The 22565-nt window shown below is 33.9% G+C and carries 25 protein-coding genes; 20 read left to right on the top strand and 5 right to left on the bottom strand.

The window, feature by feature from the left end:
* The first annotated feature begins 5 nt into the window (after positions 1 to 5).
* From ACMV0E_RS02345 to ACMV0E_RS02330, 4 genes are all read left to right on the top strand, one after another.
* Complete coding sequence (locus ACMV0E_RS02345; protein WP_416084771.1) at positions 6 to 557, top strand: DUF6580 family putative transport protein; 552 nt, start codon at positions 6 to 8, stop codon at positions 555 to 557.
* Positions 544 to 2253 carry an ABC transporter ATP-binding protein gene (locus tag ACMV0E_RS02340; RefSeq protein ID WP_416084770.1) on the top strand — a complete coding sequence of 570 codons (1710 nt, stop codon included), beginning with the start codon at positions 544 to 546 and terminating at the stop codon, positions 2251 to 2253. Before ACMV0E_RS02345 ends, ACMV0E_RS02340 begins: the two co-directional genes overlap by 14 nt.
* A complete protein-coding gene (locus ACMV0E_RS02335) occupies positions 2250 to 3968 on the top strand; it encodes an ABC transporter ATP-binding protein (protein WP_416084769.1) in 1719 nt (572 codons plus the stop codon). The genes ACMV0E_RS02340 and ACMV0E_RS02335 overlap by 4 nt, the downstream gene beginning before the upstream one ends.
* A 173-nt stretch (positions 3969 to 4141) precedes the next feature.
* On the top strand, positions 4142 to 5344 hold the full coding sequence (locus ACMV0E_RS02330) for an MFS transporter (RefSeq protein WP_416084768.1): 1203 nt from the start codon (positions 4142 to 4144) through the stop codon (positions 5342 to 5344).
* A 19-nt stretch (positions 5345 to 5363) separates the two neighbouring features.
* Here the strand turns inward: ACMV0E_RS02330 and amrA are convergent, their stop codons facing one another.
* Positions 5364 to 5942, bottom strand: a complete 579-nt coding sequence (gene amrA, locus ACMV0E_RS02325; protein WP_416084767.1) for an AmmeMemoRadiSam system protein A — start codon at positions 5940 to 5942, stop codon at positions 5364 to 5366.
* Entirely contained in the window at positions 5939 to 6733 is a 795-nt protein-coding gene (amrB, locus tag ACMV0E_RS02320) for an AmmeMemoRadiSam system protein B (RefSeq protein ID WP_416084766.1), read from the bottom strand. Before amrB ends, amrA begins: the two co-directional genes overlap by 4 nt.
* A gap of 137 nt (positions 6734 to 6870) precedes the next feature.
* Here amrB and ACMV0E_RS02315 point away from each other — a divergent pair, with 137 nt between their 5' ends.
* From ACMV0E_RS02315 to argF, 4 genes are read left to right on the top strand one after another with little or no spacing between them, the layout of a single operon-like run.
* On the top strand, positions 6871 to 8352 hold the full coding sequence (locus tag ACMV0E_RS02315) for an SDH family Clp fold serine proteinase (protein ID WP_416084765.1): 1482 nt from the start codon (positions 6871 to 6873) through the stop codon (positions 8350 to 8352).
* A gap of 8 nt (positions 8353 to 8360) precedes the next feature.
* Positions 8361 to 8783, top strand: a complete 423-nt coding sequence (locus ACMV0E_RS02310; RefSeq protein WP_416084764.1) for a hypothetical protein — start codon at positions 8361 to 8363, stop codon at positions 8781 to 8783.
* Positions 8784 to 8817: 34 nt separating this feature from the next.
* Positions 8818 to 10137 (top strand): cyclic 2,3-diphosphoglycerate synthase, encoded by a 1320-nt coding sequence (locus tag ACMV0E_RS02305; protein WP_416084763.1) that lies wholly within the window; start codon positions 8818 to 8820, stop codon positions 10135 to 10137.
* Position 10138: 1 nt separating this feature from the next.
* A complete protein-coding gene (gene argF, locus ACMV0E_RS02300) occupies positions 10139 to 11071 on the top strand; it encodes an ornithine carbamoyltransferase (protein ID WP_416084762.1) in 933 nt (310 codons plus the stop codon).
* A 65-nt stretch (positions 11072 to 11136) separates the two neighbouring features.
* Here argF and pdo read toward each other — a convergent pair whose 3' ends face one another.
* From pdo to rsfS, 3 genes are read right to left on the bottom strand one after another with little or no spacing between them, the layout of a single operon-like run.
* The gene (gene pdo, locus ACMV0E_RS02295) at positions 11137 to 11817 is read right to left on the bottom strand and encodes a protein disulfide oxidoreductase (protein WP_416084761.1); all 681 of its coding nucleotides are present in this window, start codon (positions 11815 to 11817) and stop codon (positions 11137 to 11139) included.
* 15 nt (positions 11818 to 11832) lie between these two features.
* Complete coding sequence (gene trxB / locus ACMV0E_RS02290) at positions 11833 to 12801, bottom strand: thioredoxin-disulfide reductase (protein WP_416084760.1); 969 nt, start codon at positions 12799 to 12801, stop codon at positions 11833 to 11835.
* Positions 12802 to 12860: 59 nt separating this feature from the next.
* Positions 12861 to 13220, bottom strand: a complete 360-nt coding sequence (gene rsfS / locus ACMV0E_RS02285) for a ribosome silencing factor (RefSeq protein ID WP_416084759.1) — start codon at positions 13218 to 13220, stop codon at positions 12861 to 12863.
* Between the two features lie 69 nt (positions 13221 to 13289).
* Between rsfS and ACMV0E_RS02280 the strand changes: the two genes are divergently transcribed.
* The 12 genes from ACMV0E_RS02280 to ACMV0E_RS02225 are packed head-to-tail and all read left to right on the top strand — an operon-like array spanning position 13290 to position 22565.
* Positions 13290 to 13649: a roadblock/LC7 domain-containing protein gene (locus ACMV0E_RS02280; protein ID WP_416084758.1), complete on the top strand. Its 360-nt coding sequence runs from the start codon at positions 13290 to 13292 to the stop codon at positions 13647 to 13649.
* Positions 13649 to 13993 (top strand): roadblock/LC7 domain-containing protein, encoded by a 345-nt coding sequence (locus ACMV0E_RS02275; RefSeq protein ID WP_416084757.1) that lies wholly within the window; start codon positions 13649 to 13651, stop codon positions 13991 to 13993. The genes ACMV0E_RS02280 and ACMV0E_RS02275 overlap by 1 nt, the downstream gene beginning before the upstream one ends.
* An 11-nt stretch (positions 13994 to 14004) precedes the next feature.
* Positions 14005 to 15909 (top strand): methionine--tRNA ligase, encoded by a 1905-nt coding sequence (gene metG, locus ACMV0E_RS02270; RefSeq protein ID WP_416084756.1) that lies wholly within the window; start codon positions 14005 to 14007, stop codon positions 15907 to 15909.
* On the top strand, positions 15909 to 16700 hold the full coding sequence (locus ACMV0E_RS02265; RefSeq protein ID WP_416084755.1) for a TatD family hydrolase: 792 nt from the start codon (positions 15909 to 15911) through the stop codon (positions 16698 to 16700). Before metG ends, ACMV0E_RS02265 begins: the two co-directional genes overlap by 1 nt.
* The gene (locus ACMV0E_RS02260; protein WP_416084754.1) at positions 16685 to 17515 is read left to right on the top strand and encodes a sulfide/dihydroorotate dehydrogenase-like FAD/NAD-binding protein; all 831 of its coding nucleotides are present in this window, start codon (positions 16685 to 16687) and stop codon (positions 17513 to 17515) included. The genes ACMV0E_RS02265 and ACMV0E_RS02260 overlap by 16 nt, the downstream gene beginning before the upstream one ends.
* Entirely contained in the window at positions 17512 to 18912 is a 1401-nt protein-coding gene (gltA, locus tag ACMV0E_RS02255; RefSeq protein ID WP_416084753.1) for an NADPH-dependent glutamate synthase, read from the top strand. Before ACMV0E_RS02260 ends, gltA begins: the two co-directional genes overlap by 4 nt.
* Position 18913: 1 nt before the next feature.
* Complete coding sequence (amrS, locus tag ACMV0E_RS02250) at positions 18914 to 19936, top strand: AmmeMemoRadiSam system radical SAM enzyme (protein ID WP_416084752.1); 1023 nt, start codon at positions 18914 to 18916, stop codon at positions 19934 to 19936.
* The gene (locus ACMV0E_RS02245) at positions 19929 to 20915 is read left to right on the top strand and encodes an FAD:protein FMN transferase (protein ID WP_416084751.1); all 987 of its coding nucleotides are present in this window, start codon (positions 19929 to 19931) and stop codon (positions 20913 to 20915) included. The genes amrS and ACMV0E_RS02245 overlap by 8 nt, the downstream gene beginning before the upstream one ends.
* A complete protein-coding gene (locus tag ACMV0E_RS02240) occupies positions 20902 to 21273 on the top strand; it encodes a NusG domain II-containing protein (RefSeq protein WP_416084750.1) in 372 nt (123 codons plus the stop codon). The genes ACMV0E_RS02245 and ACMV0E_RS02240 overlap by 14 nt, the downstream gene beginning before the upstream one ends.
* Entirely contained in the window at positions 21251 to 21772 is a 522-nt protein-coding gene (locus ACMV0E_RS02235) for a Gx transporter family protein (protein WP_416084749.1), read from the top strand. The genes ACMV0E_RS02240 and ACMV0E_RS02235 overlap by 23 nt, the downstream gene beginning before the upstream one ends.
* The gene (locus ACMV0E_RS02230) at positions 21769 to 22011 is read left to right on the top strand and encodes a DUF4321 domain-containing protein (RefSeq protein ID WP_416084748.1); all 243 of its coding nucleotides are present in this window, start codon (positions 21769 to 21771) and stop codon (positions 22009 to 22011) included. The genes ACMV0E_RS02235 and ACMV0E_RS02230 overlap by 4 nt, the downstream gene beginning before the upstream one ends.
* Entirely contained in the window at positions 22008 to 22565 is a 558-nt protein-coding gene (locus ACMV0E_RS02225) for a Maf family protein (RefSeq protein WP_416084747.1), read from the top strand. The genes ACMV0E_RS02230 and ACMV0E_RS02225 overlap by 4 nt, the downstream gene beginning before the upstream one ends.

Raw genomic sequence — 22565 nt, 5'->3', positions numbered from 1 at the left:
GTATCATGAAAAGGAATTTAAAATTCGCAGTGTTTATTTTTTTTGCATTAGTTTCCGTGTTCTACAGACTTATTCCATTTAAGCTTCCAAATGTTGAGTTTTTATCAAGTTTGATTGCTTTTACTTTACTTAGTTACGATAAAAAGGTTGCATTATCAATAATTCCACTTCTTGTGGTTATTTCTGATGTATTGTTAAATGTTTTATTACATATTCCATTTGATTTTAGATGGGAAGTAATCGTAATTTTTGGCTGGTTGTTAGTTATACTAACTCAATACATGCTTCGAGGTAAGAAAGTCCTCAATGTTGTTATAATGGAGATTGTCGGTACGCTTGTCTTTTATTTCATTACGAACAGCCTTGTTTTCTTTGTTTTTAATTTTTATCCTAAAACTATTGCGGGTTATATTAGCTGTATGCTTGCAGGTTTACCATTTCTTAGAAATCAAGCATTATTTAACTTTGCATTTTCTTTTATAGTATTTGTAACTGTTAATGAATTAGGCTTTGGAAAAGAGGTTTCAAAAGAATTTTTAAGTAATGAAAACGCTTAAAGAGTATTTCAAAAAAGAATTTTTAAGATACATTGCAATTGTTTCTCTTTTAATAATTGTTGATTTTGCACAGGTTTATCTTCCACAATTTACAAGATTTGCTATTGACAGTATCTCTCAAAAGAATATAAATAATCTTATTAAGTTTTCCATCTATATTATTATCCTTGCTTTTGGAATAGTTAGTCTCAGGTTTGTTTACCAAAGCTTACTTCGTAAGGCTGTCTTGAGTTTTGATTACGAGCTCAAAAACAAAATTTTCGAAAATTTTGTTTTTTTTAAACGCAAAGTTCTTGAAAAATTCGAAATAGGAGACTTGATGTCGAGAGTAACAAACGATACTCAGGCTGTTAGAATGTTTTTAATTATGGGATTCCTTGCAATTATTGATGTATTTGTTTTGGGAATAACTACATTTGTGTTTATGGCTCGAATGAATCTTAAACTTACAATTGCTGTAAGTCTTCCTCTTCTATTTCTCTTTCCACTTGCTTTGAATTTTGGGACAAAGATTCACAAAATTTATAAAAGGATCAATATGATATTTGCAGATATGAGCGTACGCGTAAGAGAACTTGTTAATGGAATTAGAGTTATCAAGGCATTTGTTAAAGAGCAATATTTTACGCGAATTTTTCATAACGTCAATCAGGAGTACTTGAAGGAAAACATGCGACTTGTAAAACTCGACGGCTTTTTTGATCCAATCGTAAGCTTCATGATAAATACAGCAAATCTTATACTCATCTTTTATGGTGGGGTTCTATATATTAAGGGCATTGTAGGGATGGGTACTATAGCTGCTTTCTTTCAATATATAGAAACTTTAACATGGCCGATGATGGCAGTAGGATTTTCTATCGCTCTTTACCAAAGGGCAACTGCATCCCTTTCAAGAATTGAAGAGGTGCTAAATCAGCCAAAAGAGAAATTAGGGAAATTAATTAGCAACATAGATAGAATACATATAAAAGATTTGAGCTTCTCCTTTGATGGAAATATTGAAGTTCTCAAAGGCATTAGCCTCAACATAAATAAAGGTGAGGTAATAGGCATTACTGGTGCACCCGGATCTGGTAAGACGACCTTGATAAATTTACTTCTTAAAATAGTTGACGCAAAAAGAGGTTCAATTTATTACGATGGCGTAGACATTAACGATATTTCATTTGAGAGCATAAAGAAAATATTTGCTTATGTTCCTCAGGAAGGATTCTTGTTTTCTGATACTATACACAATAACATAAAAGTTGGCAATCCTGATGCAACAAGAGATGAAATTGAAAATGTTGCAAAAGTTGCATGTATTTATGATGATATAATGACTTTTAAAGATGGTTTCGACACTATAGTTGGAGAACAAGGAATAACTTTATCTGGTGGAGAAAGACAGAGGATTGCAATAGCACGTGCATTGTTGACTAAACGTCCGTATCTTATCCTTGATGATGCCCTTGCAAGCGTTGACTTCAAGACTGAAAATAACATTATCAGAAATCTTGAAGAATATTTCATAAAAAATGGACTTACAGTCATTATGACTTCTGAGAGGCTGAGCTCCCTTCTTATCGCAGATCGCATTTTTGTGCTTGTTGATGGAAGAATTATTGAAGAAGGTACATTCAACGAACTAATCGCAAAAGAAGGGTATTTCTATCATCTTTACAGAAAACAACTTCTTGAGGCTAATTTATGAGAAGAGAATCTATAAAAAGATTTATTCCATATTTTTTAAAATACAAAGTTCTACTTCTTATTACCTTTATTGGAATGGTTGTTTCTTCGATTACCTCTGCTATTATTCCATATCTTATTAAGAATGTTATAGACACCCTTATTGCTACAAAAGATTTCGGAAACATTACAAACTTTCTTGCCTTTGTTCTTATTGCTGTTATTGCGAATATAATCTTTAAGTTAACACAAATATATGTGGGAAATTATGCAGGACAAAGAATAATGCAAGATATAAGACATGATTTGTTTTATACAGTAGCAAGATTCAAAATTGCTTCTTTTTCAAAGGAACCTTCCGGGAAAATAATAACTCGCATTACAAATGATGTTGAAAATATGAATGATCTTCTAAATGCAGGGCTTGTCTCGTTGTTTGCTGATCTTTTATTTATTACACTTGCCGTTGGTTTTCTTATGTTTATAAACCCAGGACTCGGTCTTATTGTCCTTTCACCCTTGCCGATTGCTGTAATCTTTGCCCTTTATTTGGGTAATATTGTTGAAAGAATATATGAAAAGGTGCGTGATGCCTTAACAAAGATGAATATCCATATGCAGGAAGTATTAACTGGGATCAATGTAGTGCAGATTTTTAATATGGAAAAAGGTGTAATTGAGAAGTTCAGAGGATATGCAAAAGATTTTAGAGATAACTTTTATAAATCTCAAGTTACAAATGTTATATTAAGACAATCAGTTAATATTTCTTCTTATATTTCGATTTTCTTGCTTGTGCTTGTTGGAGGGATCTTTACAATAAAAGGACATGGGACAATAGGCACAATAATTTCGTTTTCCAGTTATCTTTCATATCTCTACGGGCCATTAGGTGATCTTTCTGATAAGTTTTCGATTTTGCAAAATGCAATCTCCTCGATGGTAAAAATTGATGAGTTTATAAAAGGAAATGAAATTGAAGAAAATTTTGAAAGTGGCGAAAGATTTGAGGTAAAAGGAAAGGTAACTCTAGATAATATTTTCTTTTCTTATGATAATTCTAACGATGTTCTTAAAGGTGTGAATATTGAGGTAGAAAAAGGGGAAAGTGTTGCAATAGTTGGTTTTACAGGGGCAGGCAAAACAACCATAGCTAATTTAATTTTTGGTTTTTATGATCCAACTTATGGTACTGTTGCGATTGATGATCACGATCTTAAATTTGCTTGTAAAAGTAATTTTAGAAGATATCTTGGTATGGTGTTACAGAATGTGTTTATCTTCAGAGGAACTGTGCTTGATAATATAACACTTGGTGATAACTATTCGGTGGAAGATGTCGAGAAGGTCTGCAATATGCTTGGAATTTATGATTACATTCAACGATTACCCAACGGCTTATATACAGAATTATCTACTGAAGGAAAGAATATTTCGATGGGTGAGCGCCAACTCATTTCTTTTGCAAGAGCTCTTATTCATAATCCAAGAATCTTAATTTTAGATGAGGCAACATCTTCTATTGATTCACATACAGAAGAACTCATTGAAAAGGGTACAAAGATTCTTATGGAGGGAAGGACTTCTATAATTATTGCGCATAGACTTTCGACTATAAGGCACGTTAATAGAATTTATGTACTAAACAAAGGACGAATTGTTGAAGAAGGAACCCATGAGCAGCTACTTGAGAAAAAGGGTCTTTACTATGAATTCTATAAATCGCAATACAAATAAAAAATGGGAAGGTGATGGGGGCACCTTCCCTGGCATGAATAAGAAAGGAGGTAGGTATCAGGTATTCGGTGGCGAATATCTGTACTTACTTGGATGATAGTATACATTTTTTGAATTGTTTGTCAAGAGGTAAGAGTGTATGTTAAGAAAATTTTAAAATTGAAGGAGGAAAAATGGAGAATAAGAAAAGTGTATTGATTTTTGTGCTTTTTGGTTTCATTACTATGCTCATTGGCTTTAACTGGTTTATGTGGGCTCCGCTTTTAAAGCCTGTAATTGAACAAACTATGGATGTTAAACCAGTTTTTTCTGAGCTTTTGCTTTCGGCTGTTCCTTTTTCGCTTGTAATTTTTTCTTATTTTGCAGGGAGTTTTGGAGATTCAAGTCCTAAAAGATCAACCACGGTTGCGTCAATTCTTTTAGGTGTTTTTACAGTTTTAAGGTCAATCTTCTCGTACAATTTTACTTTAATGCTTGTTGCGCATTTTGGTTTTGCCTTAAGCGCAACCTTTGCTTTTACTTCCTGGTCTCCTTTATCTTATAGGCTTTTCTCAAAAGATAAAGCTTCGAAAACTACTGCTTATTTTACAGCTTTTCTTACTTTAGGGCAAATTTTAGCCTTTTTCATCTCCTATCCTCTTGTTGAAAAGATTGGCTTCTATAAATTCCTTTTTGTTTCTTCAATTGTGTCCTTTTTAATTGCTACTTTATATATCGTTGTTATCAGAAATTGGGATGATAGACTTATGAATGGCAAATTAAACAAAAAGTTACCTTTAAGCGAGGGCTTTAAGCTTGTATTTTCAAATAAATCGCTTATTGTTCTATCTTTTATTTCTCTCTTTGATATTGGAGTGTTTAAGTGGCTTGCTGGGTGGTATCCTAAACTTAATGTTGCTTTTAAGGCCCTTGACCCAACAAAAGCATCATTCATAAATGCATTTATCATTATTGGTTGTTTAATTGGTGCTATGACAATTCCCGATTTTAGTCATAGGGTAAAAAGAGTTAAAATATTTTTCATTGTGCTTCCTACTGTTGTGATTTCAATGCTTATTTTAAGTGTTTATATAAATGGTTTTTCAACTCTATTACTTATTTCAACAATTCTTGGTATAGCGCTCTTTCCTATATATCCTTTGGGACTTCATTTGCCAAGCGCTTTTAGTAAAGTTGGAGCGGAAAATGCTGGTATTGGGAGTGGAATCATTCTTATTTTTGCAAATATAGGTGGAACTATTTTTCCATTGATTGGCTCCTTAGCTCACAGTTATTTAAGTTCTGTTATATCTTTTGGTGTGATTCCAATGTCTATAATAATTTTATTAGGTTTTATCTTTGAAGATCCTGATACATATCAATTGGCAAGAGATTAGGATTTTTTATGGGCCTGGATTACCTCAGGCCCATTCCTCTTTCGCTAAAAGCATCAACAGTATAAACTTCAACTTCTAAATTTTTATCTTTAAAGCAATCGCCGTTTAATCCAGCTTTTAAGCAAAGATGGGTAAAAAAGTCTTTGTGATTTGGCAGCTCTTCCCAAACTTGTGGCAAAAATGTAGCCTGATAAAATCCTTTTCTTATAATAACACCATGTTTAAAAGGAATTACTTTAGCAAATAGCTCTTCTGTATCTTTGAAATATATTTTTTCCGGAACTGTTAGTATTGATATTTCGATATCGACATAGGGAAGTTCTGTCTCGTCAAGTGGGTAAAAGCGAGGATCTTTAAAAGCAGCATTTATTGAATTTTCGATGACATCCAATATGAGTGGCCTTATAGGGTATATCGTTCCAATGCAACCTCTAAGTGATCCATTTTCTGTTAAGGTAACAAAAGTACCTCTATCTTTCCAAAATTCTTCATTTGGATATTCCTCTCTTGTAATCTTTAGTTTTTTATGCTCCTTCAAATAGGTTTCGATTGTTTTTCTTGATAGTTTTAGAAGGAGGATTTTATCGTTTGTATTCATGAGATTCCTCCATAAAATACTGCTGATAAATAACCTACTACTTGTGATTTTGGACCTGCTGTATCCCCACTTGTTGCATATTTAAGTATTTTGCTTTTCAGATTGTTTATCTTTGCGAAGTGAATAACAGTTGCAATACCTGTCTTTCCGCATGCCTCACAATTCGCTAAATATTTGTTGTTAAGTTCTTGAACTGCCTTAATGCAGTGTGAATCCTTTTTTATTGCGATTTCATAGGGATAATAATGGCTTAAATCGGTACTAACAACAAGTATTGTATTTTCATCAAAAATGGTCATTATACCTTTTAAAAGCGACTCTACTGAAATTTCGCTATAGAGAATAGGAATAATTTCAAAGCGTGGCAAGGTATATTGCAAGAAAGGAAGTTGAACTTCGATGCTGTGTTCTTCAAGATGTGCGTCAAGTATAAAATGGAATTCTTCAAGTTGAAGTAATTTTTGTGCATCTTTTGAAACATTCACAAAACCCAAAGGAGTTTTGTATGCATCAAAAAGACCTACAGAAGCCCCATGGAAATAAGCATAGTGTGAAGGAGCAATTATTATAACTTTGATATTCTTAAGATAATCCAAATTCATTAGTTGTTTGTAGCTATAGCCTGCAATTGGTCCTGAATAGATATACCCTGCATGTGGTGCGATTAGTGCCTTTATATTATCAAGATCTTCGAGTGGAGAGCTTTCTACGAACCTTCTAATCATGCTTTTTAACTCTTCTCTATCTTCCGGGTAAAAGGCTCCCGCTACTGCTTGCTCCCTTATTTTCATGTGGTCCTCCTTAGTTAATTATACCACAGATTTATTCACTTTAGCAAAGATTTTTTAAGAAAAATTAAAAAAATTTGTATAAACTTGAGTATGTATGTATAATAATTTAGAAATTAAATAAATTTAGGGAGGTCCTTATGGACGAAGAAGAAAAAAGGAAAGAAGAGATAAAGGAGGCAAATGAAACACCCGAAAAAAGTGAAGAAAAGGAAGAGTCCAAAGCCACAGAAGAAACAAAAGAGAATTTGCCACTTCATACACCTATTCCTCCCACTGGAGAAAAACCCCAAAAAGAAACAAGATATATTCTTTTTCTTGTCTATAACGAGCGAGCGCCAATTGATAGAGATGATGTTTTCGATCTTATTGATCAACTTAATAAAATTACAACTCCTCCAGAAGAAACTCGAATTGACATGGTGATTTTGTCAAATGGTGGATATCCTCACCCTGCGTATCAAATGATGAATATAGTTCGCTCTAAATGCAAGAAGTTAAAAGCTGTTGTCCCTCTTTTTGCTAAATCTGCTGCAACACTTATGACTCTTGCTTCTGATGAAATTATCATGGGACCTCAATCTGAAATTGGTCCTCTCGATATGCAAATGGAACATCCCTTGATTGAAAATCTTCACATATCAGCGCTTGAGGGATACTATCCATTTATGCAACTTTATGGAAAATTCGTAACAGACTTCTTTCCGCTTGCATTAAAAATGGCTCAAGATATTGCACAGACCGTCCCTATTAAACGTGAAGATGCTGTAGATATTGCTATGAATACAGCAATGAGTTATCTTGTTCCGATTGTGCAACAAATCAATCCTACCGTTGTAAATATGTGTTATAGGGCGCTTACAACTGGGGAACAGTATGCTTACAATTTTTTATTTAGATACATGTTTAAAGATAAGCCCGAAAGAGAACGTGTAATTCTCGCTTCTCAAACGGCGCATGCACTTGTATGGAATTTCCAAAACCATGGTCAGGTAATCTCAAGAGATGATGCAAAACTTTTAAACCTCTATATTGGATTTGGTGAAAGCTATGATTTGTTTGAAATGATGTATGTTATCACTAAAGAAATGCTAAGAATACTTGGTCAAAGTGGAATTGAAAGAGCTATAAGAGTTGTATCTATGGAACAAATCAAACGATTGCTGAATGTTGATAGCTATCTTGGCTACATAACATTCATTGTTTATAAGGCATATTCTCTTGTTGAACCGTTGAGACAAACCTTACAAAATGTCACTGACGTCCAAAAGATCTCACTTGCAATAAGACAGTTCCTAAGTCAATCTCTTGCAAGTCTTCCGCCAATGCCTGAACAGGAAAAAAACGATATTGCACAAGTTTCTCTCGAATTACTTGAGGATATATTCCTTAAAAACTTTAAAGATGAGAATGCAATTTACTCAGTTGCCTTTAATAGAATAAGAAAAGAGAAGGCATTTTCAAAGCCTGTTTCAGAGGTTATAGCTGGAAGGATTGTTGAAGCCGTTAGAGAACTTACTCAGACTATAGAAATTGAAATAGATACAACTCCACCTGAAGTTGTAAGTAAATACATTTTGCAAATTCTTGCATTTTTGCTTGTTTACAACATAAAGTTCTGAGGTATAAAATGTGGAACATCGAAAAGCATACTAAAGGAGAAAACAGAGCTTACATAGATGGAAGAAGCGGTGAATGGGCAAATCTTCCGATTTATGCAACAGAAATACTTATACCTCCATTAATGTATTTCGTTAAATGGCACATTCTAATTACTACAGTTTATATTTTGAATGTACTTTGGGGTTTTGTAAGTCTAAGATTTATTAATTTGAAAATTTCATATATCTTGTGGCAAATAAACAAGTTCCGCTGGATCATATTTATCTTCTTTGGATATTATTACATTTCAAAGAGTATGTATATAGAAGGCATTTTTAGTTTATTTTGGCCTTTCATATCCCTGATACTTGCTTTCCTAAATTTTAACAATAGGCAAGAAGAAATTAAAGCAAAAATTGAAGAAATCTTGTATAATAAGGAGCAAAAATGAAATTTTTAAGAGAAATTTAAGAAAGGGGTGTTTTATGGAAAAGGTTAGAGTAATTATCATGGGTGCAGCAGGTAGAGACTTCCACAACTTCAATGTTTTTTTTAGAAACAGACTTGAGTATGAAGTAGTTGCATTTACCGCAACACAGATTCCTAACATCGAAGGGAGAGTTTACCCAAAGGAACTTGCAGGTGAACTTTATCCAAATGGTATTCCTATTTATCCTGAATCTGATCTTCCTAAGCTAATTAAGGAGTTAAATGTTCATAGAGTAGTATTTGCTTATAGCGATGTGCCACACGAATATGTTATGCATAAGGCTTCAATTGCACTAGCGAACGGAGCAGATTTCTGGCTAATGGGACCTGAGGCAACAATGGTGAAGTCAACTAAGCCAGTTGTTTCTGTTTGTGCGGTTCGTACTGGTTCAGGAAAGAGCCAAACAACAAGAAAAGTAGTTAGAATCCTCCGTGAGATGGGCAAAAAGGTTGTCTCGATTAGGCATCCGATGCCCTATGGAAATCTTGTAGAACAGGCAGTTCAACGTTTTGCAACATATGAGGATCTTGATCGATATAAATGTACTATTGAAGAGCGTGAAGAATATGAGCCTCATATCGATTTAGGTGCAGTAATATATTCAGGTGTTGACTACGAAAAGATATTACGAGAAGCAGAAAAAGAAGCAGATATAATTGTTTGGGATGGTGGAAATAATGATTTCCCATTCTATAGATCAGATCTTAGAATTGTTGTTGCAGATCCATTACGTGCGGGACACGAGCTCACATATCATCCAGGTGAAACTAACTTTAGAATTGCAGATGTTATTGTAATTAACAAAGAAGATACTGCAGATTTTGAATCGATTGAGCTTGTAAGAAACCATGCAAGGGAGGTAAATCCTAATGCAGTTATCATTGATGCAGCATCACCTATATTTGTTGATAATGGCGAAATTGTGAGAGGGAAGAAGGTTGTTGTGGTTGAAGATGGCCCAACATTAACACATGGTGAAATGAGCTATGGGGCAGGTTATATTGCTGCAAGAAAGCTTGGTGCAAGCGAAATAATCTCGCCAGTTCCTTATGCTGTGGGTTCAATAAAGTCGACTTATGAGAAATACAGCCAAACAAAAGATGTATTACCTGCTATGGGTTATAGTGATGTTCAGATTAGAGAACTTGAGCAGACTATTAACTCAATTCCTGCTGATGTAGTTGTAATTGGCACTCCAATTGATCTGAGAAGGGTAATTAAAATAAACAAACCAGCAGTAAGGGTTAGATATGAATTGCAAGAGATTGGGAAGCCTGACTTAAAAGATATTTTGACTGAAAAGTTTGGAGGTTAATATGTCAAAGAATCTTAAAGGAAGATCTTTGCTTTGTTTAAAGGATTTTACAAAAGAAGAGCTTGAGGAGTTTATATTTCAAGGAGAAAAATTAAAGGTTGATTACTACGCAGGGAAAAAAGAAAAACTCCTTGAGGGAAAAACAGTCGCAGTGTTATTTGAAAAACCTTCAACACGTACAAGAATTTCCTTTGCGGTTGCAATTCACGAACTAGGAGCTTTTCCATTGATTCTTGAAACCTCAAATTTACAACTTGTAAGAGGCGAAACAGTCCCTGATACAGCAAGAGTTATGGGAAGGATGGTACAAGGGATAGTGGCTAGAGTTTTTGCTCAGAAAACTCTTGAAGAATTAGCAGAATATTCTAAAGTTCCAGTTATAAATGCACTCTCAGATTTTTCTCATCCATGTCAAGCTCTTGGAGATTTTCTTACAATAAAGGAGAAAAAAGGCAAATTAGAGGGAATAAAACTTGCTTATCTAGGTGATGGGAACAATGTTGCAAATTCGCTTTTGATAGGTGGAAGCATTCTTGGTGTTAATGTTTCAGTTGCAAGCCCAAAGGGTTTTGAACCAGCTAAAGAGGTTGTTGATATTGCACTTAACTTTTCAAAGAAGTCCGGAGCTAAAGTCGAGATAACAAATGACCCAACTTTTGCTGTGAAAGATGCAGATGTTGTATATACAGATGTATGGGCCTCTATGGGACAAGAAGCTGAACATGAAAAAAGGGTTCAAATTATGAAGCCATATCAGATAAATGAAAGTATTCTAACTCATGCAAAAGATGATGTTATTGTAATGCATTGTTTACCTGCTCATCGTGGTGAAGAGATAACTGACGAAGTTATTGATGGTCCTCATTCTGTTGTCTTTGACCAAGCAGAAAATAGGCTCCATATTCAAAAGGCGATCCTTTCGCTTTTGATCTAATTAGTCTTTTGAAATTTTTGAAGCCCCCAATAGGGGGCTTTTTTAGATAGTAAATAAATTGCTTTTTATATTAGCTTTATTCCAAGGGCTTCGTAAACAGACTGGAGGAATGCATCTTCTGGAAGTGCTCCTTCAAATTCTGCCTTACCACCATTTATAACTATCTTTGGAACTGCATAGACATTGAATTCGTTTGACCAATCTGGAAATTCATTTGCTTCAACCATTGCACCAATAATGTTGGGATTTTCGAGTGCAAACTGATGAGCTGTTCTTACTGCTCTTGGGCAATATGGACAAGTTGGAGTCACGAATACTAGAATTTCAACGGAGCTCGAAATTTTTCTTACCTTTTCTTTAATATCAACAGGGAGTTCTGTTTCACCTTTTGAGACATCAATTATATCCTCTAAGAGAGAAGAGAATTCGTGTCCCGAAGGTATTCCATAGTAAACTATATTCTTGTTTGTCTTTGGACCCTCAATAAATAGTGCTGATATTGCCTTTACTCCATATTCCTTTTCTTTTTCTTCATTATCTTTGTAGATATTTAACTTTATTTTAGGAGAAAGTTCGGCAACTTCTTTTGCGATTTCTTCCGTATAAGGAAGGTATTGTTCGTTAAATTTAGTTACTTTTGGTCCATTAGTTTCAAGAAACAATGTTAGTGTTACTTCGTCCTTCAAGTTCTTTTCGAATAAGTCTTTAATGTACTCTACATCTTTTTCTTTTAATAATCTTTCCATTTTCTCACCTCTTGATTATAGATTTTTAATATATTTATCAACTTCGGCTGCTGCTATTGCAGCATCACCGCAAGCAGTTATAACTTGCCTCAGTGGTGTATTTCTTACATCTCCTACAGCATAAAGACCAGTTAGACTTGTTTCCATTTTCATATTTGTGATTACGAATCCTCTATCGTCAAGGTTTACAAGCCCTTTAACTAAGTCTGAATTTGGTTTTTCACCTATTGCTACAAACACTCCATCAACTTTAAGAGTTTTATGTTCTTTAGTAATAACATGTTCAATCTCGAGACCCTCTACCTTTTTGTCTCCAAGAACATGAGCCGGAATGTATTCTAGTTCAAAAGATATCTTTGGATTTGAAAATGCTGCTTCCTGCAATATTTTGGTTGCTCTAAGCTCCTTTCTTCTATGAACTACAATTACTTTATCAGCAAATTTCGATAGAGTTAGTGCATCGTGTATTGCAGTGTCTCCGCCTCCGATAACTGCAACAGTTTTATTTTTGAAAAATGCTGCATCACATGTTGCACAGTAAGAGATTCCTCTTCCTCTGAATTTTTCCTCTTCTGGAACAGGAAGTTTTACAGGCTCTGCACCTGTTGCAAGTATTACTGTCCAAGATCTGATTTTTCCGTATTCAGTTTCAAGGTAAAAAAGGTCATCTACCTTTTCTATTTTTCTTACGTCAGTAAGAACAATATTTGTGCCAAATCTTTCTGCTTGCTTCTTAAATAAATTTACAAGGTCAGCACCCGATATACCTTCCGGAAAACCTGGATAATTTTCTACCCATTCGCTTACTGCAATTTGTCCACCTATTGCAACTTTTTCAAACAAAACAAATTTTAATCTGAAACGGGCAGCATAAATTGCAGCAGTAAGACCTGCAGGGCCACCACCTACTATTGCAAGGTCATAAATTTCCTCTATATCAAGTTTTTCTTTTTTGACCTCATGAATAGAGAAAAATTCATCCATAAATAAAGCCTCCTAAAAAATATTACTTCCGAAGTATTATATTAATTTAAATAAATTTGTCAAGATTTTGACTTTCTTCTAGAAGTAATCTTTGGGCTTACTTCTTCCCAAATTCTTTCAAGGTCATAAAATCTTCTCTTTTCCTCAGTCATAATGTGCACAATTACGCTTCCGTAATCCATTGCAATCCAACTTGAGTCAGTGCCTTTATCTACTGAGATGGGCATTATTTTTTTCTTTTTAAGTTTTTCTTCCAATTCGTACGAAATTGCGTCGCAATGTTCTGAGACATTCCCAGTACAAATTACGAAATAATCAGTAATAATAGTGAGTTTTTTGACATCGAGGACCTTGATATCTTCGCCTTTCTTTTCTTCAATTACCTTTACAATAAAATTTGCAAGAGTTTTACCTTTCATATTCATATTATACCAGAATAATAACATTTAAATGAAATTTTGGTATAATTAATTGTATCGGAGGTAAAAATGGACAATTTGGAAAACATTATTAAATCTTTAGGTGAAGAAATTAGCGAATCAATTTTCGTTGGCATTACAGGTAAAGATGGACTTCCTGTTTCAATGTATGCAAAGGAAAGTGTTGAGTCAGCACTTGCAAGTGCAGAAATCTCATCAATATTCAGTATTGTTGAAAGATCGTTAAAGAATCTATCTTTGGGAAAAGCAAAAGAATTTTTTGTTCTTTCTGAAGGGTATGGTGTTTTTGGGGCACCTCTTATTTACGATTGCTATTTATTTGTTATTGCAAGAGAACCAATAAATCTTGGGAAAATAAGAATCGAATTCAAAAAATATTTACCAAAAATTGAGGAGATGATGAAATAATGGAAAAAATTCTCTCTAAGTTAAAAAATCTTTCCGGAGTTTTAGGCGTTTATCTTCTCGATGGTGAAGGAAATCTTCTCTATGTTAACTCGAGTCTAGACAATCCTCCGATTGAACTATCTTATACACTTGCATCTTTAAAAGGATATCTCAATGATTTGCTTGATTCTACAAAAATGGGCAAGTTCGCTGATTGTTTTATAAATGGAAGTGTTGGAAGAATAATTTTCAACAGTCTAAAAAATGGGGATTTATTAGTTATATTTGCAAGTAATGTTAGTAATTTGGGAATGATTAAGTTTGAAATGTCGAATGCTATTCAACAAATTGAAAATATAAGATAAAGGAGTATTTTATGGAAAAGTTTTATATTACTACTGCAATCTATTATGTTAATTCTAAGCCACATATTGGATCCGTTTCTGAGGCAATAGCTGCCGATGTAATTGCAAGATATAAAAGGTTGTCTAACTTTGATGTTTTCTTTTCCACTGGAACTGATGAACACTCCCAAAAAATTGAGGCAAAGGCAAAAGAATTAGGGATTGATCCTCAAAAGTTTGTTGATGAAGCTGCAAGTCTTTGGAAGACTATATTTGATAGATTTAACATATCCTACTCAAGGTTTATTCGCACAAGTGATCCTGATCATACAGAAGTTGTAAAAGATTTCTTCGTAAAGATGTATGAGAAAGGTGACATCTACCTAAGTACTTATGAAGGTTGGTATTGCGTAAGAGATGAGACTTTTTTGAAGGATTCGGAGTTAGTGGAAGGAAAATGTCCTCACTGTGGAGGAGAAGTACAAAGATTGTCCGAAGATAATTATTTCTTTAGGTTAAGTAAGTATAGGGATGATTTGCTTAAATTTTATTTAGAGAATCCTCAATTTGTAGAGCCTGAATCTAGGTATAATGAACTTTTGAATATTTTGAAAGGTGGATTGCAAGATATTTCAGTTACAAGAAAATCTTTTAAGTTTGGTATACATGTACCATTTGATGAAGAGCATACTATTTATGTTTGGTATGATGCGCTTATTAATTATGTTTCCGCTATAGGATACCTAACAAATAAAGAGATGTTTAGTAAGTATTGGCCTGCAGATTTACATCTAATAGGAAAAGATATTACACGATTCCATGGTATTGTGTGGCCTGCGATGTTAATGAGTATGGGTTTGCCTTTACCCAAAAAGATTTTTGCACACGGTTTTTGGAATCTTGAAGGTATGAAAATGTCAAAATCTCTCGGAAATGTCGTTGATCCTGTTGAATTTGCGGAGAATTTTTCGAAACTTTCAAATATTACGTTTGCAAAAAGCGTCGATGTTTTAAGATACTATCTTTCAAGAGAAGCAATCTTTGGTTTAGATGGTGATTTTAGAATGGAATCTTTCTTCAGAAGATACAATTCTGATCTTGCTAACGACTACGGAAATCTAATTAACAGAACTTTGAATATGCTTTCAAAATACAGAAATCTTGAAGTGCCACCATATAGTGTTGATGATGAATTTGTAGCATTTGCTAAAAGTAAATTTAACCAATACAAAGAATATATGGAAAAATATGCCTTGTCATTTGCTTTGGATAGGGTCTTTGAAATTATCTCTTATCTAAATAACTATATCCAAGTAAAGGAACCGTGGAAACTTTCAAAAGAAACTGGCAAGCTTAATGTAGTTTTAGATACTCTCCTTGAGGGGATTGCTTATGTATCTGTGCTTTTGCAGCCATTTATGCCGAATATAACTGCCTTTATTCTCGATGAGTTTGGGGTAGAAAATAGGAATATTAGTGAATATGATGGTCAAATTTTAAAGAAAAATGTTTTGAATTTATTTGAACCGATTTTTCCACGGCTTGAAAAAGAAAAAATCGACCTTGATAAAAAGACCGAAGAAAATGAGGACAATGTAATTGAAATTTCTAAAGTAAAATATGATGATTTCGCAAAACTTGATCTTAGGGTTGCAAAGATATTAAGTGCAAAGCGTGTAAAAAATTCTGATAAATTGATTGAATTAAAGGTTTCTTTAGGAAAGGAAGAAAGGACAATTGTTGCAGGTATTGGTAAGTTTTATTCAGAAGAAGGACTTATAGGGAAAAAAATCGTAATTGTTGCAAATCTTGAAGAGAGAAGACTTATGGGAATTACGTCTCAAGGAATGCTTCTTGCGGCCTCTACTTCTAACAAAGAAAACCTTTCACTCCTCACTGTGGATAAGGACATAGAAGAAGGAGCAAAAATAAGTTGATGATAATTGACTCACATGCACATGTATTTAAGGAATATTATAATGAAGCCGAAATAAAAGAAATCTTTGAGAAAAAAGATATCATAGTAAATATTGTTGGATACGATCTTCTCAGTTCAATCGAAAGTGTTGAATTAGCAAAAAATTTCGATAATGCCTTTTCAACTTGTGGTTTTCATCCTTACGATATAGATAAATTAAACAAAGATACACTTAACAATTTAAAAAAAATACTTTTAGAGCCTAAAACCATTGCTCTTGGAGAAATTGGACTTGATTATTTTAGAGATTTAACCCCTAAAGAAAGTCAGGTTGAAGGTTTTCGAAAACAGATTAGGCTTGCAAAGGAGATGAATATACCTATCGTTATCCATTCGAGGGATGCTTTTTTCGACACAATCTCTATTTTATATGACGAGGGGTATTTTAAAGGTGTCTTTCATTCTTTTGATTATGGTGTTTTAGAGGTAAAAAAGGTTTTAGATATGGGGTTTTATGTCTCATTTTCTGGTATGATTACATTTAACAAAAGAGACGAATTAAGAGAAGCTGCAAAAATTGTACCTCTTGATAGGCTTCTTCTTGAAACTGATTCTCCGTATCTAACTCCAGTTCCTTTGAGAGGAAAAAAGAATATGCCTCATAATGTTGAAATTATTTATGACTATTTTGCAAATTTAAGAGGTATCAGAAAGGATACTCTCTATAAGATTGTTTGTAATAATTTCTTTGAAATATTTAAAAAGACAAGTTTAACAATGGGGAAGGAGGTAGCATGTTTAAAATCTTAAGAAAAGAAATTTTAGGACCTGAAATGGTTCTTATGGAACTTGATGCTCCGAACGTTTCAAAAACTGCAGAACCAGGGCAGTTTGTTGTTGTTAGAGTTTACGAAAAAGGTGAGCGAATTCCTTTAACAATTGCTGATTTTGATAGGGTAAAAGGAACTATTACAATTGTTTTTCAGAAAATTGGAAAAACAACCCATCTTTTAGGAACAAAAAAAGAAGGAGATTCTCTTGCTGATGTTTTTGGACCGCTTGGCAATCCAACAGAAATTGAAAGTTTTGGAAAAGTGGTTGTAGTAGGTGGTGGAATTGGAATTGCTCCAATTTATCCAATTTCAAGAAAACTCAAAAGCAGGGGAAATGAAGTTATAAGTATTATTGGATACAGATCCAAAGATTATGTATTTTGGGAAGAAAGAATGCGCTCTGTATCTGATAAACTTCTCATTTCTACAAATGATGGAAGTTATGGTGAGAAGGGATTTGTTACAGATGTTCTGAAGAGAGTGCTTGAAGAGGAGAATGATATAAAGCGAGTATTCACTATCGGTCCTGCGATAATGATGAAAGCAGTTTCTGACATGACCCGACCATATAACATAAAAACAATTGCAAGTTTAAACTCGTTAATGGTTTGTGGAATGGGTATGTGTGGTGCATGTAGGGTAACTGTCGATGGAGAAACAAAATTTACATGCTCTGATGGTCCAGATTTTGATGCACATTCGGTTGATTTTGATGAATTGATGAAAAGGCTTAACATCTACAAAGAAGAAGAAAAATTATCATTCGAAAAGTGGAAGGAGGAAGTAAAATGAATCTTAATAAAAAACTTACTCCAATGAAAGAACAAGAACCTCATGAGAGAAAGAATAATTTCCTTGAGGTTCCTCTTGGATATACCAAAGAAGAAGCTATTTTGGAAGCTTCGCGATGTTTACAGTGTCCTACTCATCCCTGTATAGACGGATGCCCTGTCCATATTAATATTCCTTCTTTTATAAAGGCAATTAAGGAGGGGAAATTTGATCTTGCAATTGACATAATTCATGATTCAAATCTTTTGCCTGCAGTAACAGGGAGAGTATGTCCTCAAGAAGAACAATGTCAGGCTGTTTGCGTAATGGGGAAAGTTGGCGATCCTGTTGGTATTGGGCGTCTTGAGAGATTTGTTGCTGATTGGGATTTGGAAAAAAGAAGAAAAGGTGAAATTACTATTCCCAAAAAAGAAAAGGAAAAAGGAATTAAAGTTGCAATAGTTGGTTCTGGTCCTGCAGGTTTGTCTTGTGCGGCTGATCTTGCAAGAATGGGCTACGATGTAACAATTTTTGAAGCCTTTCATGTTGCAGGCGGAGTTTTGGTTTATGGCATTCCGGAATTCAGATTACCAAAATCAATTGTTGAAGAAGAGATATCAATGTTATCAAAAATGGGAGTAAAATTTGTATTTGATTTTCTTGTAGGACGTACAAGGACAATCCAAGGTCTTTTTGATGACGGATACAAAGCGGTTTTTCTGGGAACAGGTGCAGGACTTCCACAATTTATGCATATCCCAGGAGAAAACTTAGGCGGGATTTATTCTGCAAATGAATTTCTTACAAGGGTTAATCTTATGAAGGCATATAAATTTCCAGAATTTGATACTCCAATAAAGAAGGCAAGAAGGGTTGCTGTTATTGGCGGCGGTAATGTTGCAATGGATGCTGCAAGGACGGCCCTAAGACTTGGTGCAGAACATGTATATTTAATATACCGAAGATCAAGAGAAGAAATGCCTGCAAGAGCCGAAGAGATAGTTCATGCTGAAGAAGAAGGTATAGAATTCATTTTATTATCAAATCCAGTTAGGTATATTGGTGATGAAAAGGGTTTTGTGAAGCAAGTTGAATGTATAAAGATGCAACTTGGCGACCCTGATAGCTCTGGGAGGCGAAGACCAATTCCAATAGAAGGTTCCGAATTTACAATTGATATAGATGAAGCAATTGTTGCAATTGGCACAACTCCTAATCCTATTATTGCAAAAACAACAGAAGGATTAAAAATTGGAAAACATGGTGAGATTCTTGTTGATGAAAATTTACAAACATCTGTTAGGGGTGTTTTTGCAGGTGGTGATATCGTTACAGGTGCTGCAACGGTTATTACTGCAATGGGTGCAGGCCGTCTTGCAGCAAAATCAATTGATAGATTCATAAAGGGAGAGATTTAAAATGTTTGAGGCCCTCCTCTGGGAACCTCTTGAGGGAAATAAAGTACGTTGTAATTTGTGTAATTTTAGATGTGTTATTCCTGAAGGTAGATCGGGAATTTGCAAGGTAAGAATAAATAAAAATGGAAAACTCTACACACTTCTCAATTCATATGTGTCTTCTTGGGCGCTTGATCCTATTGAGAAAAAACCAGTTTTTCATTATTATCCAGGAAGCCTTGTGCTTTCTTTTGGTACATGGGGTTGTAATTTCCGTTGCCGTGGCTGTCAAAATTATGAAATTTCTCGTATAAAAGACCCAAATTTTGATTTTTCTTTAATCTCGGAGGAAATTCCACCAGAGGAGGCAGTTCGCTTAGCAGTTAGGTATAATGCTAAAGGGATAGCATGGACATATAATGAACCCACAATATGGTTCGAGTATACTTATAAGTCTGCCCAGCTTGCAAAGAAAAACGGATTATATACAGTGTATGTTACAAATGGTTCAATTACAAAAGAAGGACTCGATCTGATTGGGCCTTATCTTGATGTGTTTAGAGTTGATATAAAGGCATTTTCACAAGAAACTTACAATAAAATTACCCCAATCTTTGATTTCCATAAAATTCTTGAAAGCGTAATCTATGCAAAAGAACGTTGGAATATGCACATTGAAATTGTTACAAACATAATTCCTACAATCAATGATAACATTGATGAACTTAGAAACCTTGTGGTGTTTATTCGGGATAATCTTGGCAAGAAAACTCCGTTGCATATAACACGTTTCTTTCCTTACCTTGATCTTGCGTATCTTTACCCAACACCTATTGAAACCCTTGAAAAAATTAGAGAGATGGGTATAAGTGAAGGATTAGACTTTGTTTATATTGGTAATGTTCCAGGTCATCCATATGAGGATACATATTGTCCAAAATGTAAGAGAAGAGTCATAAGAAGGTCTGGATTTGAAATTATTGAGAATCATACTCATGGCGGAAAGTGTGATTTTTGTGGGGAGGATTTAGGCATCATTGAATAGAAAATTAATTTCAATAATTTTTTTAGCTTTAGCATTGTTATTTTTTGTCTTTTACTTTGCAAAGCTTTCTTATTCTGTTGAAATTTACAGTATGAATACTGTTATTGATATAAAAGTTTGGGGGATTAATAGATACAAAGTAGTTAGCGAAATAGAAAATGAAATAAATCGTCTCAATCTCTTGTTTGATGATTTTAACCCTAACTCAGAAGTTTCGAAAATAAATAATAACGCAGGTATTAAACCTGTTGATGTCTCACCAGAGACACTTGATGTTATCAAAAAAGCAAAGGAAATGTACTTTAAGACGGATGGGAGTTTTAATATAATGATAGCACCAGTTATTAAAATATGGGGATTTAAGTCAGGGGATTTCCGAATCCCCAGTGATAACGAAATATCATCTGCACTTAAATTAACTGATATAAACGATCTTGAGATTTCTGATAGTAAAATTTTTTTAAAAAGGAGTGACGAAGCAATCGATTTGGGTGGTATTGCAAAAGGTTACGCTCTTGATAAGATTAAGGGAATTTTAACTAAAAATAGAGCAGAAAAAGCAATAATAAATATGGGTGGAAATGTTTTGGTATATAGTAAAAATCCAGATGAGATTTTTAAAATAGGTATAAAGCATCCAAGAAGTAATGGGGTTATTGCGGTAGTTCAGGTTAAAAGTGGCTCTTTTGTGGCAACTTCAGGCGATTATGAGCGCTTCTTTGAATACGATGGAGCAAGATACTGCCATATTTTCGATCCCAAAATTGGCAGACCTGCAAGTAAAGTTATTTCAACAACCTCTATTACAGATGTTGGATATATTGGTGATATTCTTTCAACCGCAATGTTTGTTGAAGGAAGGGATGGTGCTTTTAAATTAGCAAAAGAATTTAATGCAGAAGCTGTTGTTATTGATAAAAACTTGAATATCTTTTATACGGATAACTTGAAGGGGCTGATTACTCTTGAAAATTGGTGACAAAATAATTTTATTAATAGTAGTTGTTTCTATTGTTTTAGGAATTGGCATAAGATTAACTCATAATGGAAATTCTTCAAAGTATGTTGTTATTATGGTTGATGGCAAACTTTACCAAAAGATTCCTCTTTTTAAAGACTTGAAAAAGAGCACAATGATGATTAAAAGTAATGAAGGGTATCTTTTTTTAGAAATCGTTCAAGATAAGGTTAGAGTAATCGACTCAACATGTCCTGATAAATTATGTATAAAACAAGGATGGATTAGTCATATTGGTGAATCAATTGTTTGTCTTCCAAATAGAATAAGTATTTCGATTACAGGGGGTAATTTTAGTGTTGATTCAGTTTCCTACTAAATCAAAAATTCGGACAATTGTATATCTTTCACTTCTTATTTCAATAGGAGTGGTACTCAATCTTATTGAACCAGTTCAGATTTTCCCTTTGTTACCAGGTGCAAAACTTGGACTTGCAAATGTTTCAACAGTTCTTGCAATATTACTTTTTAATGGTATATACGGCATTCTTGTTGCAATTATTAGAACAATTGTAAGTCAAGTGTTTAGAGGAGCATTCAATTGGATATCTTTTGGAACAAGTTTTTTTGGTGGGGTAAGCGCTTCTATTGTGATGTCAGTTGCCCATTATTTATTTAGGAAAAAAATGAGCATAGAAGGAATCTCTGCGCTTGGAGGAATTATAAATAATGTTTCGCAGGTAATTTTTGTCTATCTTGTTACCAAAAATTCTTTTTTTATCTATTATCTTTTCTTCCTTATTCCTATTGGTGGAGTGGTAGGTTTTGTTGTTGGAATTTTATCTCATACTGTATATAATAGGTTGAAACTGCAATGAGGAAGTTTTCTTATGGAAGGTTCTTTATTTTTTTGATTTTGGGCCTTATTATTGGGACGGCTCTTGGTATATTTATTGGAAAAGTATTTCCTGTATTTGACTACGGATTGAATTTTGGAATTAAAGCAATGGATCTGGATCTTTTGTTTATAAAATTAACCTTTGGAGTGAATGTTCGACTTAATGTTGGATCGATTATTGGGGTTATTATTTTTATTTTGTTTTTCACTTTAACATGAAATTTATTCTTGCAAGTACTTCTAAAAGGCGTATTGAATATCTAAAAAACTTTGGTTTTGATTTTGATATTAAAACAGTCGAAATTGCTGAAAAAGTTTTTGAAGGAGATCCAGTGAAAACTGTTATATACAATGCATACATGAAGGCATATGAAATAAGTAAAAACAATAATCTTATCGTAATTGGCATGGATACTATAGTTGAGTTAAACGGAAAAATATTCGGAAAGCCAAAAGACAAACTGGAGAATTTTAAAATGATTAAGGAACTTCTTGGGAAAAATCATCGCGTAATTACAGGAATTGTTGCTTTAAAAGGGGAATTTAGTATAATTGATTACGTAATTTCTGTAGTCCATTTTAGAAAAGAAGTTGATATGGAAGTTATAGAAAAATACGTTGACAGTTCTGAGGGCCTTGATAAGGCAGGTGGATATGCAATACAGGGACTTGGTTCAATTTTCATTGATGAGGTCTTAGGACCCGTTGACAATGTAATAGGGATACCAGTTTTGAAGGTTTATGAAATCTTAAATATGATGGAAGAGGTGTAA

Source organism: Caldisericum insulae, assembly GCF_047785965.1.
Classification (GTDB): domain Bacteria; phylum Caldisericota; class Caldisericia; order Caldisericales; family Caldisericaceae; genus Caldisericum; species Caldisericum exile_A.
The sequence above is the reverse complement of the archived record's forward strand: the minus strand, read 5'-3'. Positions and strand labels throughout refer to the sequence as shown.

Bases quoted from the DNA above. Each gene is read 5' to 3' on its own strand.
- ACMV0E_RS02345 (WP_416084771.1), top strand. From the start codon at position 6: ATGAAAAGGAATTTAAAATTCGCAGTGTTTATTTTTTTTGCATTAGTT.
- ACMV0E_RS02340 (WP_416084770.1), top strand. From the start codon at position 544: ATGAAAACGCTTAAAGAGTATTTCAAAAAAGAATTTTTAAGATACATT.
- ACMV0E_RS02335 (WP_416084769.1), top strand. From the start codon at position 2,250: ATGAGAAGAGAATCTATAAAAAGATTTATTCCATATTTTTTAAAATAC.
- ACMV0E_RS02330 (WP_416084768.1), top strand. From the start codon at position 4,142: ATGGAGAATAAGAAAAGTGTATTGATTTTTGTGCTTTTTGGTTTCATT.
- amrA (WP_416084767.1), bottom strand. From the start codon at position 5,942: ATGAATACAAACGATAAAATCCTCCTTCTAAAACTATCAAGAAAAACA.
- amrB (WP_416084766.1), bottom strand. From the start codon at position 6,733: ATGAAAATAAGGGAGCAAGCAGTAGCGGGAGCCTTTTACCCGGAAGAT.
- ACMV0E_RS02315 (WP_416084765.1), top strand. From the start codon at position 6,871: ATGGACGAAGAAGAAAAAAGGAAAGAAGAGATAAAGGAGGCAAATGAA.
- ACMV0E_RS02310 (WP_416084764.1), top strand. From the start codon at position 8,361: ATGTGGAACATCGAAAAGCATACTAAAGGAGAAAACAGAGCTTACATA.
- ACMV0E_RS02305 (WP_416084763.1), top strand. From the start codon at position 8,818: ATGGAAAAGGTTAGAGTAATTATCATGGGTGCAGCAGGTAGAGACTTC.
- argF (WP_416084762.1), top strand. From the start codon at position 10,139: ATGTCAAAGAATCTTAAAGGAAGATCTTTGCTTTGTTTAAAGGATTTT.
- pdo (WP_416084761.1), bottom strand. From the start codon at position 11,817: ATGGAAAGATTATTAAAAGAAAAAGATGTAGAGTACATTAAAGACTTA.
- trxB (WP_416084760.1), bottom strand. From the start codon at position 12,801: ATGGATGAATTTTTCTCTATTCATGAGGTCAAAAAAGAAAAACTTGAT.
- rsfS (WP_416084759.1), bottom strand. From the start codon at position 13,220: ATGAAAGGTAAAACTCTTGCAAATTTTATTGTAAAGGTAATTGAAGAA.
- ACMV0E_RS02280 (WP_416084758.1), top strand. From the start codon at position 13,290: ATGGACAATTTGGAAAACATTATTAAATCTTTAGGTGAAGAAATTAGC.
- ACMV0E_RS02275 (WP_416084757.1), top strand. From the start codon at position 13,649: ATGGAAAAAATTCTCTCTAAGTTAAAAAATCTTTCCGGAGTTTTAGGC.
- metG (WP_416084756.1), top strand. From the start codon at position 14,005: ATGGAAAAGTTTTATATTACTACTGCAATCTATTATGTTAATTCTAAG.
- ACMV0E_RS02265 (WP_416084755.1), top strand. From the start codon at position 15,909: ATGATAATTGACTCACATGCACATGTATTTAAGGAATATTATAATGAA.
- ACMV0E_RS02260 (WP_416084754.1), top strand. From the start codon at position 16,685: ATGTTTAAAATCTTAAGAAAAGAAATTTTAGGACCTGAAATGGTTCTT.
- gltA (WP_416084753.1), top strand. From the start codon at position 17,512: ATGAATCTTAATAAAAAACTTACTCCAATGAAAGAACAAGAACCTCAT.
- amrS (WP_416084752.1), top strand. From the start codon at position 18,914: ATGTTTGAGGCCCTCCTCTGGGAACCTCTTGAGGGAAATAAAGTACGT.
- ACMV0E_RS02230 (WP_416084748.1), top strand. From the start codon at position 21,769: ATGAGGAAGTTTTCTTATGGAAGGTTCTTTATTTTTTTGATTTTGGGC.
- ACMV0E_RS02225 (WP_416084747.1), top strand. From the start codon at position 22,008: ATGAAATTTATTCTTGCAAGTACTTCTAAAAGGCGTATTGAATATCTA.